The 11238-nt window shown below is 60.5% G+C and carries 12 protein-coding genes; 6 read left to right on the top strand and 6 right to left on the bottom strand.

The features are described 5' to 3' along the window. Positions 1-1032: 1032 nt before the first annotated feature. The 6 genes from FJ398_20835 (at position 1033) to FJ398_20810 (ending at position 5918) form a co-directional block, all read left to right on the top strand. Positions 1033-2004, top strand: coding sequence for a hypothetical protein (locus FJ398_20835; GenBank protein MBM3840360.1), 972 nt, complete (start codon positions 1033-1035; stop codon positions 2002-2004). Further along, positions 1974-2594, top strand: a complete 621-nt coding sequence (locus FJ398_20830) for a DUF4832 domain-containing protein (GenBank protein ID MBM3840359.1) — start codon at positions 1974-1976, stop codon at positions 2592-2594. Before FJ398_20835 ends, FJ398_20830 begins: the two co-directional genes overlap by 31 nt. A gap of 162 nt (positions 2595-2756) precedes the next feature. Then, a complete protein-coding gene (locus tag FJ398_20825) occupies positions 2757-3590 on the top strand; it encodes a hypothetical protein (GenBank protein ID MBM3840358.1) in 834 nt (277 codons plus the stop codon). 49 nt (positions 3591-3639) lie between these two features. Further along, on the top strand, positions 3640-5166 hold the full coding sequence (locus FJ398_20820) for a serine dehydratase (GenBank protein MBM3840357.1): 1527 nt from the start codon (positions 3640-3642) through the stop codon (positions 5164-5166). Positions 5167-5169: 3 nt separating this feature from the next. Beyond that, positions 5170-5502: a hypothetical protein gene (locus FJ398_20815; protein MBM3840356.1), complete on the top strand. Its 333-nt coding sequence runs from the start codon at positions 5170-5172 to the stop codon at positions 5500-5502. After that, entirely contained in the window at positions 5499-5918 is a 420-nt protein-coding gene (locus tag FJ398_20810; GenBank protein MBM3840355.1) for a YjbQ family protein, read from the top strand. Before FJ398_20815 ends, FJ398_20810 begins: the two co-directional genes overlap by 4 nt. Before the next feature lie 214 nt (positions 5919-6132). Here the strand turns inward: FJ398_20810 and FJ398_20805 are convergent, their stop codons facing one another. The 6 genes from FJ398_20805 to FJ398_20780 form a co-directional block, all read right to left on the bottom strand. Continuing rightward, positions 6133-6615 (bottom strand): DUF3368 domain-containing protein, encoded by a 483-nt coding sequence (locus FJ398_20805; protein ID MBM3840354.1) that lies wholly within the window; start codon positions 6613-6615, stop codon positions 6133-6135. After that, on the bottom strand, positions 6612-6878 hold the full coding sequence (locus FJ398_20800; GenBank protein ID MBM3840353.1) for a UPF0175 family protein: 267 nt from the start codon (positions 6876-6878) through the stop codon (positions 6612-6614). Before FJ398_20800 ends, FJ398_20805 begins: the two co-directional genes overlap by 4 nt. A gap of 115 nt (positions 6879-6993) precedes the next feature. After that, complete coding sequence (locus FJ398_20795) at positions 6994-8013, bottom strand: hypothetical protein (GenBank protein ID MBM3840352.1); 1020 nt, start codon at positions 8011-8013, stop codon at positions 6994-6996. Positions 8014-8097: 84 nt separating this feature from the next. Then, positions 8098-9717: a hypothetical protein gene (locus FJ398_20790; protein MBM3840351.1), complete on the bottom strand. Its 1620-nt coding sequence runs from the start codon at positions 9715-9717 to the stop codon at positions 8098-8100. Next, positions 9714-10100: a BlaI/MecI/CopY family transcriptional regulator gene (locus tag FJ398_20785; GenBank protein MBM3840350.1), complete on the bottom strand. Its 387-nt coding sequence runs from the start codon at positions 10098-10100 to the stop codon at positions 9714-9716. Before FJ398_20785 ends, FJ398_20790 begins: the two co-directional genes overlap by 4 nt. 327 nt (positions 10101-10427) lie before the next feature. After that, entirely contained in the window at positions 10428-11186 is a 759-nt protein-coding gene (locus FJ398_20780; GenBank protein ID MBM3840349.1) for a hypothetical protein, read from the bottom strand. Positions 11187-11238 lie beyond the last annotated feature (52 nt).

Below are 11238 nucleotides of genomic sequence, written 5' to 3'. Positions count from 1 at the left end.
CAAGCCGAAGGCCGAGAATTGATCGGGCCGGCGCAACCGGCGCCGCAGAAGGACGGGCGGTTCACAACGGAGGATTTTCAAGTCAAGGTGGAGGAGCGCACGGGGGTCTGTCCGGCCGGAAAAACCAGCACGCAATGCAGCCGACTGGAGGAAGAGGCGACGGGCAAAGTGAACTTCCGATTTGAGTTCAGCTTCAAGTATTCGGTCGCGCACATGTATTCGATTCCCAATCCGCCCTTCATCCAGCCGCTGCTGGAAAGCCTCGCGCCCGGACGGAAGACGTGGCTCACCGTGCGCAATGATGACATCTACACCTTCCGCTTCGGCGACCCCGCCTACGCCCGCGAATACATCGCGAACATTCCCCCGGCGGACAAGATCGCGGGCTTTTACATGGGGCCGGACGGTTACGCTTGGGGCCGCGATTTCCTGGAGCACAATCCCGAACCCGGCCCGCGCCCCTTGGTGATGGAGAAGCAGTGGTATTCGTTCATGCTCTGGGGCCGGTTGGCCTACGACGCCCCGCTACCGGACTCCCGCTTTGAGCGGATCCTGGCCGCCCGCCATCCCAAGGCTTCGTCACATCATCTCTTCCGTGCCCTCCAGGGCGCGTTGCAGGTCATGCTGCTAACCACGCGCTTTTTTTGGGGCGCTATTGATCTCAAGTGGTATCCCGAGGCCTGCCTGAGTCATCCGCGAAACAAAGGCTTCTACAACGTGCGGGATTTCATGGAAGGCATCTCCATGCCGGGCTCGGAGGTGCTGTGCATCCGCGACTGGCGTACCCGTCTCACGGCCCGCAAGCCGATGGAGCAAACCACTCCGCTCGAAATCGCCGGTGCTCTCACTGGAAGCAATATGCCGGCATTCGCGACGCCCATTATGTCCCGGCTCTCTACAACCGCATCGGCTTTGCGAATGTGACCGAGTTGACGGAAAAGGCAGCCGCCGATATCAAGATTGCACGCAATTGGAAGCCGGGCACCCTCAAAGACGGCGGCGGACGCGCCGGCTTCGAGAAAGGCTTCCGCAATGGAAGCCACAAATCCAAACTCTATGAATACCCCCACAGTGATGACACTCTACGGTTGGATCACTTCTCTGCTTGCGTGCATCACCGCCGTGCGAGCCGCCGAACCGTTGGCCGTGAAGCCGGTCGTGCATGACCTCACGCCGCTTCAAGATGCGGCGCGAGTCCTGATCAATCCGCACAAAGGCTGGTACCACCACTTCCCGGACAACCATCCGAACAAATACCAGATCGCCCGCGACGCCGACTTGCTGGAATTCCCCGGCATGGACCACCTCTACATCCGGCTGGCGTGGGCGTATCTCGAACCCAAGGAAGGTCAGTTCGATTGGGCAGTGATTGACCGGATCATCGAGAAGTGGACCGCGCACGGGCTGGGCATTGCGTTCCGCATCAGTTGCAAGGAAACCAGCACGGATCGAATCGAACAGCAGTTCGCCACCCCGCGCTGGGTCATGGAGGCCGGCGCGAAGGGAGGCTATTACCGGATAGGCAAGGCCACCGGGCCGGAAGGACCTTGGGAACCAGAGTTCGACGACCCCATCTTCCTCGCCAAGCTCGACCGATTCCTGGCCGCTTTCGCAGTGCGCTACGATGGCAAGCCGTGGCTGCGCTATCTCGACATTGGCAGCATCGGCGACTGGGGCGAGGGCCATTGCTGGGCCGGCAGCCGGAAGGACTTGTCCTTCGCCGTGCGGAAGGAGCATGTTGATCTTCACCTTAAGCATTTCAAGCGCACTCAGCTCGTCATCTCCGATGACTACATCCACGCCTTGAACGACCCCGCCGAGCGCGCGAGGCTGCACCAGCACGTGCTGACCAACGGCATCAGCTACCGCGACGACAGCATTCTCGTGAACGGCTATTTGCAGGGCGTGAGCGACACCTTCACGGTGCGCAGCCCGGAGTTCTTCGCGGATGCCTATCCCCGCAAACTCCGACCGTGTTCGAGTTGGAGCACTACGGCTCCGTAAAAAAGCCGGGCAACTGGGAAGGCCGCCCGGAGAGCGCGGTGGCCAAGTTCGGCAAGGGCAAGACGGGCCCGGACTATTTCCGCGGCGCGCTCGAGTTGCTGCACGCGACCTACATCGGCTACCACGGCGACGCGCGCGAATGGTTAACCGACAATCCTGAACTGACCAAGGAACTGCTGAACAAGTGCGGCTATTGGCTCTTCCCGAGGTCGCTCGAACTGCCGGACAAGCTTGAGGCGGGCGCCACCGTGCCATTCATTCTCACGATGGAGAACCGCGGCGTTGCGCCACCCTACGCGCCGTACGAACTGCGCGTGAAGTTGTCAGGCGCGGGTGGCCAGGTCACCAAGGCTCTGGGTGTGAGCGGCAAGTCATGGCTGCCCGGCGCGCCGGTGTCTTCACGATACGAGTTATCGCTCCCGCCCGACCTCAAGGCCGGCGAATACGAACTGGCCATTGGACTCTTCGATCGGAGCGCAAGCCAGGATCGGCCTGTGGAATTTGGGCTGAAAGCTTCGGCGCGGGACGCTAAAGGATTTTACCGGCTCACGAAGGTGCCGGTGACAGCGGCGCGTGCCTCAGGTCGCTGAGCGACCTTGTTCCACTGTGAGCGAAAGGAAACTAAGAGCGAGAGCCGAAAACTCCGCGTGCGAAAGCGGTGTCGCGCTGCGCTTGCCACCGCAGTCCAAGACGGTTGTGCACAAGAGTGTTCTCGCTGCGTTCGACGATTCCTGTTAAGTCATCCGCATCGCATGAAAACATTGCTTCCGTATCTCGCCTGCGCGCTGTTTGCGCTTGTGCCGTCGTGGTGCCCGGCGGCTGTTCGCGAGGGCGAGATGGCCGGCTACCTCCTCATTCCGAATGACAAGGTGCCGGAACCTTTCAACGCCGGGTTCTCAATGTATGTCGCCGCGTGGCCGTTGTTGCGGCAATACCCGGGACAACGTTTCCAGTCGGGCCTGCCCGGCACCTGTATGTTCGCGCAGCACGAGGGCAAGGGGCCGACTAACGCGTATTCTGATATCGAGGGCGGTCTCGGCTGGTGGCGCGACACGGAATACGCCACCGAGACGCCGAAGTTCATCATGGGCGGCGTGGCGCCGAATTTCGTCGAGTGGGCCAACGGGCCGGGCGCCGGGAAGGGCCGCGACTGGGCGAAGCCCCAGGGCAAATACGCCATCGCCCAACTCAGTCCGTGGCTGCTCTGGCCGCCAGACGGCTTGAACCTCAAGCAAGGCACTCGCGGCGAATGGTTCGGCTACAGTTCGTGGAAAAAGCCCGGCCCGAAAGCCGGACCGTTCAAGGCGCAACTCGGCGACGGCAGCGTGGTGACGTATTCCTGGTATCGCTTCGCCGACCAGCCCTCGCTGCTCAACGCGGACCTGACCGGCGCGGAGCGCGAAGCCATGCAAGTGCGAGTCGAGAAACTCCACCGCCATTGGAAAAAGGACCAGGACTACCTCGCCCCGCCCACGAGCGGCAAACTCGCCGAGCTTGACCCGGCCCTGGTCGTCACGCCCCCGCCGGGACTGGAGTTTGGTTACGTCCCGATCGTCACGCGGCAAGAACCGAACGCAGCCAAATAGCCGCCCCATGAGCGCCGTCTCCATTTTCAATGACGTCATTGGGCCCGTGATGCGAGGGCCGTCCAGTTCGCATTGTGCCGCCGCGCTGCGCATCGGCAGGCTCGCTCGCGATTTGATGGATGGCGAAATCGAAGCCGTGCTCGTCGAGTTTGATCGCGCCGGCTCGCTGCCGACGACGCACGAAAGCCAGGGCAGCGACATGGGACTCTTCGGCGGGCTGCTCGGCTGGGAGGCGGATGACGAGCGGCTGCCCGGCTCCATGCAGGCGTTTCAAGACGGCGGCGCGAAAGCGCGCATTGAGACGGTGGATGTCGGCGACCCGCACCCGAACACTTATCGGCTTACTTTGCAGAACCGCCGCGAGCAGCACTCGCTCATCGCCATCTCCACCGGCGGCGGCATGATGGAAGTGCTCAGCGTGGACGGCGTGCCCATGCGCATGGACGGCGGCTATCACGAGACGCTCGTGTGGCTGCGCGAAGACCCGGAAAAGCTGCGCGACACGCTCACCACGGCGGATGCGGTGCATCTCCATCGCGCAACCGGCGTCCACATCGTGCAGGTGCAATCCTCTGCCTTCGTTCCATCCGACGCTTTGGCCCCCTTTAGTCCCCTCGCCGTGAAGCGCCTCGCGCCCGTGCTGCCCGTGCCCTCGCGCAGGAACCTCCGCGTCCCGTTTTCCACCTGCGCGGCCATGCTCGCGCACGACGGCGCCAGACACACGCCGCTCTGGCAGCTCGCGATCGAATACGAAATGGCGCGCGGCAATTTCACCGAGCGCGAGGTCATCGCCAGGATGGTGAACATCATCCGCATCCTGCGCCGCAGCATCGCCAGCGGCATTGCCGGCACGAGCTACGAAGACCGCGTGCTTCATCACCAAAGCGGACGCTTTCAGGAAATGCTCAAGGCCGGACATCTGCTCGACGCCGGAGCGCTCAACCGCATCATCCTCTACATCACCGCGCTCATGGAGGTGAAAAGCAGCATGGGCGTCATCGTTGCCGCGCCCACTGCAGGAGCCTGCGCCGCGCTGCCCGGCGCGGTCATCGCGATGGCCGAGACGATGGACAAAACCGAGGAGCAAATGGCCGAAGCGGTCCTCGCGGCTGGACTCATCGGCGTCTTTATCGCACAGCGCTGGACCTTCGCGGCGGAAGTCGGCGGTTGCCAGGCCGAGGGCGGTTCGGCTGCGAGCCTGGCCGCGGCCGCGCTCGTCACGCTCGCTGGCGGCACGCGCGACCAGGCCATCGGCGCCGCGTCGCTCGCCTTCCAGTCCATGCTCGGCCTCATCTGCGACCCCATTGCCAACCGCGTTGAAGCCCCGTGCCTCGGCAAGAACGTCATGGCCGCTGCCAACGCCCTCAGTTGCGCGAACATGGCTCTCGCCGGCTTCGACCCGCTCATTCCTCTCGATGAAGTCATCCAGGCCGCGAAGAGCGTCTCCGCCATGATGCCCCGCGAACACCGCTGCACCTCGCTCGGCGGCCTCGCCGCGACGCCCACTTCGCTTGAAATCGAAAAACGCCTCGCCGGTCTCAAAGCGAAATCCTGCGGCTCGTGCGCCTGCCATTGAACGATGAACACCTTCGCCCGTCTCCGAATGAAGCAGACCACGGATGGCACAGAGCACCTGATGACCAAGGCCATCGTCGTGCAGAATGGCGCGGTGACGTTCGCCTTCGTTGGCAACGATCTTTGTTCCGTGCCGCGAGATCTTACGGGCCTCGCGCGTCTGCGGGCCAGCAAGGTCACGGGCATTCCCGTCGCCAACATCGTCATCACCGCCACGCACACCCACGGCGGGCCGGAGTACCTGGGGCCGTTGCGGGACTGCTCAATGAACTCAAACCCTGAAACGCATCATCATTCTGCGGCAGTTTGGTGGCACGGTTGTTCTATTCCGACATGAAATCATTAACCGAATATCTCTGGTTCGAGGTTCCGAATCGGCGCGGATTCGTGAACATCACTCGAACGATCGAAGACCTGGTGCGCAAGAGCGGCGTGGGCGAGGGGCTTTGCTTGGTGAATGCGATGCACATAACAGCATCGGTGTTCATCAATGACAATGAGCCGGGGCTCCATCACGATTACGAGGTGTGGCTCGAGAAACTGGCGCCGCACGAGCCGGTCGCCGCGTATCATCACAATCGCACGGGCGAGGACAATGCCGACGCGCATTTGAAGCGGCAGATCCTGGGCAGGGAAGTGGTTGTGGCGATCACGAAGGGCAAGCTGGACTTCGGGCCTTGGGAACAAATCTTTTACGGCGAGTTCGACGGGCGCCGAAGAAAGCGCGTGCTCGTCAAGATCATCGGCGAGTGACCCTGCAACTTTCGAGTGACTTCGCCGCGAGTCGGGTGTATTCATACCCACCGGAAACAAACTCTATTCAAGAGCAGCAAAGCGTTCGACGGCCCGCACCACCGCAAACAACACGGCTTCGAGCTCGGAATGAATTAGGGCGAACCTCACGGCCCGCGGCCGCTCGCCACCGGGTAATTCTCAATGATGCCGATTTCCAGGCGCCATGGGTTCCTCAAATCGATCCTTGAGGCCCACGCAACAGAGATCTCAACAATTCCGGCGAAGCGCGAAAGTTGGTTCGGCGGAGACGATCAACGGCTGAGGAAATGTCAACCAATCCCGACTGTGCAGCATCCCGTAATATGCCCAACAAACCTGAGACCTTCAGTAGGCGTTGCCCCGCCACTTCACGCGCGGCGGAATCGTCCAGCAACACAACGTCGGCCTGGACCTGTTCAGCAAGACGAAGCGCTGTGCGCTCTCCCGCATGCAGAGCCGCGAGGGATTGGTCGGGTTCGGAAGGATCAGCATGCACTCTTAGCCAATCGGGTGGCGCGGCGGCCCAAAGACGAACGGTTTCGGGCGCATCCTGATGGCGAAGCTCCCTCACGACGGTTTGAGTGGTCAGAATGTCCCCGTAAAGCCTTGGCAAAATGTCAATCGAGCCGATGAGAATGAGATAACAAATCGGCGACGTGTTGCTGGCGACGGTCATCGTCCACGCGCCTCGCGGAGCGCGGCCAGGTCCCGTTCCAGATCAGCCTCGGTGTAACTCAGGTAAGCCTGGACGCGCTTGAGGAAGGCCTCCGTTTCCCAGCGCGAACCATGACCCAGCAGTTGACCGACCTGATGGGACGTGAGGACGCCGGTGCGGTAGGCCTCGGCAGCCGTCGCTTCCAGCACGCGCCGCGGCAAATCCTGCCACTTGGATCGTAGGGGAGCGGAGACAGCGTCCGGGATTTCAACGGCAACGTTCATCGGGTGCAACTATGCCGCGAAACACAGCAAGTGGCAAGAGCCGGAGACTCGACGCGATCCGGCAGGCGAGTCTTGAGAAACAAGACCAGGTTTTTCGCGACGCCGGAGCGAATAATCACGGCCCGCGCCCGCTCGCCGCCAGGTAATTCTCGATGAGGCCGATTTCCATGCGGGGTTCGTTTGCCATCGTGATCAGCAGGGACCGGTTGTCCGCAAACCAGACGCCGGCACCCATAACCGTCACGGAGTATTTCACCTTCCGCTGCCATTTCCCGTCGAGCGATGCGAAGAAGATTTCATTTGCGGACACGTTCAGGGACATCACCGAGCCATCCGGCGAGACACTGGGATTCCTCACTCGCCGCAAATCGAAGTTCCAATCTCTCGAGGGAAGCGTCCGATCGATGGTCGCGTCCAACGAAACGAGACGTAATTCCTTCCTTCCATCCGAACTCACGCGCGTGTAGATCATTTGCGGGCTTTCATCTCCCTTCAAGCGCTGCACACGCCAGACCGGATCTTGTATTCGTTCGGGGTGCTTCGCTGTCAGAATCGTTTGGTGTTCGCCGGTTTCGAAGTCGTAAACCCTCAATCGATCTTCCTTGCCTTGCGTGTCCGTTTCCACCAACACGGCCTTTCGAAGGCCGGGCCAGTACTTGGTGAGCCGCGCAGGAAGGGGATTCCGTGGCGCCTTTAGTTTTCTCAACTTTTTGCTGTCGAGGCCTAACGCTGCATATTCGGCCGTCGCAGGGTTATTACCGCGAATCACGATGACTTCGCGCGAGTCATCGGTAATGCCGCCCGGCGCCAACTGATAATCCTCCGAGAGCAAAAGCGTTTCGATTTTCTTTTGTTCGAGGTGGATGGCAGAGAAAGCGCGCTGGCCGGCAGCATTACGCCCTTGAACGCAGGCCCACTTTCCATCCAGACTGACATCGTATCGCTCTACTGCTGACAAGTCGATAGGAACGGCTTCTTCTTTTCCGTCCAAGGATGCGAGGTGAAGGGTTGTTCTCCGCCAGTAACAGTATCGGTTCTCAGGCACCCAGGCAGCCCGGGCCCTGGGTTCCTCCGCATCGGCATAAACCAACTGCGGCGGGCTTACGGTGTCCGTTTCGGGGTTTACGTGGATCACGTAGTCACCTCAATACGGTTGAGACGAATAATACACAAGTTTCCCTCGCGCGTTGATTTCCGCTCGGTAGTCCCCAAACACGGATCAGACGAGAATAGGCTCTCCTGCACGCCGGCCGCCCTCCATCGGCACGGCCCATAACTCCCATTGCCCACGGCGATTACTGCCGAAGAGCACGTGCTTTCCATCAGGCGTCCAGACCGGATTCGCATCGTCGGAGGGCCAATCGATGAGGAAGGGATAGTAATCCTCATTCCAAGGAACTGCTCGGAGCAGCCTGTTCTCGTTTCCATCCGCAGTCGCAATGCGGATTTCATCGGCCTCATCGGTGTACCAGGTGTATGCAATCCGTTTGGAATCCGGAGACCAGACGGTGGTTTCCGCAAAGTACCAGTTCGTTTTTGCATCGGCCAGTTTCCATGTTTCCTGAGTTCGCAAATCTTTGACGACGACGTCAGCTCCAGGGCTCCGCCAGTGATCGAAAACTATCCGAGTTTCGTCTGGAGAGAGAGAGCTGTCGCCAGCTTCCCAACCCGTCAGATGAATTGTCCTGGTAGTGCTTTCGATCACTTTGAGGGAAGCGGGATACTGCGGATCCGACGCGTTCTGGGCGTCACTGAGGCCAGCTACGGCGAGCAAAGCGAACAAACCGACCACCACAACCGGGTGTGCCGTCGATCTGCCATAGCGGGCGACACACTGAATCCGGGTCAACATCTGCCGGTAGTCTTCGAGGATTCCCACCGTCGTGAAGTTCGGCAGCCGTTCGGAAGCGCTTTCCAGCAGCCTGATCATCGTCGCGCCGTAGGCCTCATTCTCGCCTTGCTTCAGGCAATTCAAGGCCATCTCATCGCACGCCAGTTCCCGGTCGAGCGCCATGCGGCGAAACGCAAGCCGGACCAGCGGATTGAACCAGTGCAGCATTTGCAGAATCGCAGCGATGGCGTTGACGGCTGTATCCCATCGTTTCACGTGCGCCAGTTCGTGGAGCAAAATGTGCCGCAGTTCATCTCGCTTGAAGCTGGCCAGGAAATCCTTCGGCAACAGAAGCCGCAGGCGGAACAGTCCATACAATGCCGGCGAAGTGATTTCTTCGATGCTCAGCAGTTCGAGGTTCCGCCGAACTCCGCTCAAAGCCCGGCACTCCTCGAACAATTGCAGAACCTCCGGCTGTCCCACGCTCCGGCCCGCGCGCATGCGCCGAACAAATCGAGCGTTCTGCCAGAGCCAGCGCAGCAGGAAAAACGCGCTCACCGGCCCCCACAAAGCGAAGGCAATCCAGTAAGCCACCTCCGGGGTCTTGAGCGTCCGGGTCGCTCCGGCCAGTTGGAATCGCAGTTCGGTCTCTTCATCCGTGGCTTCGGCCAGCCATCGTGGCCGTCGCCCGGACGCGGAAGCGGCCGCGCCGGATTCGGCGTTGCTCACGGATTGGCCTGGCGTCGCAGCCGGCGCCGGATTTTCTAGGCTCACAGGTTTTGCCGCCTCCACCTTGGCGAAGTTAAACACGCTGACGGCGCTCCCCGGCGACACGGGCAGCGCGAGCCGCACAACGACCAAAAGCCAGAGCGCGTAACGCCAGCGCGGAGCGAGTTTGTCCCGCAGCAGCCATTGCAATAGAAGGACCAGACCGATTAGAATGGACGCGGACCACGTGGCGTGCAGCACCCAGTCAAAGGCCGGTTTCAGAAGACTCACCGCGTTCATGATTTCCTCGCTTTCTCGGATAAAGCTTGTTTGAGTTTTTCAATCTCATCCGGCGTCAAGTCCGTTTCCTTGACGAAATGAAGCAGCATGGAGACAGGGGCGCCGCCAAAGACGCGCTCCAGAAAGGAGCGGCCCACGTGGCGCACGCATTCGTCCAGGCTGACGGCCGGCTCATACACGCGGCGATTCTCCTGGCGGCGGGCGCGGAGGGCGCGTTTCTGGACCAGGCGGCTGATGAGGGTCCGGATGGTCCGGGGCTGCCACTCGTTCTTGGCGGCCAGTTCGGTGACAATTTCGCTGACGGGCCGCGGCGCCTTGTCCCAGAGGAGCTTCATCACGTCCCATTCGGCTTCGGAGATTTTGGGGAGTTCTCTGTTTTTCATTGGACGCTACAAACGTAGCGTCCTAAAGGCTACACTTGTAACGTTCAGTGTCAACAAAGAAAATTGCCGCAACCGAAGAAGCTCGAAGAAGCGAAAGAGATGGAAAATGGAGGGTTGATGATGGCCCTGAAGTTCTCGCTGATCTGGACAAGCTCCTCTGAAGGTCCAGGAGAAAGTACCTTATGAGCCGCAAAAGAACTCAAAGATCACAAAGGAGTTTCGGAAACGAGAGCCCTTCCCTAAACGGGTGGACTTGGCCAGTCTCCTCCTGGCCTCTCTTTGAGTTCTTTGCGCTCTTTTGTGGCGAGTCAACTTCCGAATTCAGGTTCACTTGGCGGCGACTTTTTCCGGCGGCAGGAAATTCTCCATCACCCAATACTCCACCTTGTCCGAATCGGCGGCGAACGTGATCGTCTTGCCGTCCGGCGAACATCTTGGAGGCGAAATCTCATAGCCGTCTAATTCGCTGGGAAGTGAGGCGACCTCAAACGGTTGACCATCGGGAACCACCACAGCCCAGATCTTATTCTGCTCTCGGAAAACGACGTGCCGAGAATCGGGAAGCCAGGAAAATCCGCCACGAAGTCCTCCAGCCTTGACGTTCGACAAAAACTCGCGCGTTTCGCCGGTGTCAATCGTGATGCTCATCACGTGGCGCTTCCGGTCGTTGTAGAAAACCGATTTTCCGTCCGGCAACCAGTGAGGGCTCCAAACATTCACGTTGGTGGCGACATCAAAAAGCAATCGCTCTTCCCCTGTCTGAACATCCACGCCAAACCAACCTCGGCGTCCTCGAACATCGACGCCGGGAAGAGCCACGGTTCGGCCTTCGGGGGACCAAGCAAGGCCGAAACTGCTGCCAAGGCTTTTCAGTCTAGAAAGTGACACGCGGCGAAGCGTCTCTCCGCTGGTCGCCCGGACGAAATAGAGCTCTTGTTTCAGGAGAAATGCGATTTGTTGGCTGTCCGGCGACCAAGTATGAACCCACACGCCCGTGAAAGCGCTCGCCTTAGTGGTCCGTTTCGTAAATACGCTCACGTTCGTTGCGCCCAATTTGGCCTGGGGCAAGGCGCGACGAGCGAGCATCCCCCGCCAGTGGGGCTGTGACCGAGGAGCAACGCAGCCCCAGGCAAAATTC

This window comes from Verrucomicrobiota bacterium (genome assembly GCA_016871535.1).
Lineage (GTDB): Bacteria > Verrucomicrobiota > Verrucomicrobiia > Limisphaerales > SIBE01 > VHCZ01.
The sequence above is the reverse complement of the archived record's forward strand: the minus strand, read 5'-3'. Positions and strand labels throughout refer to the sequence as shown.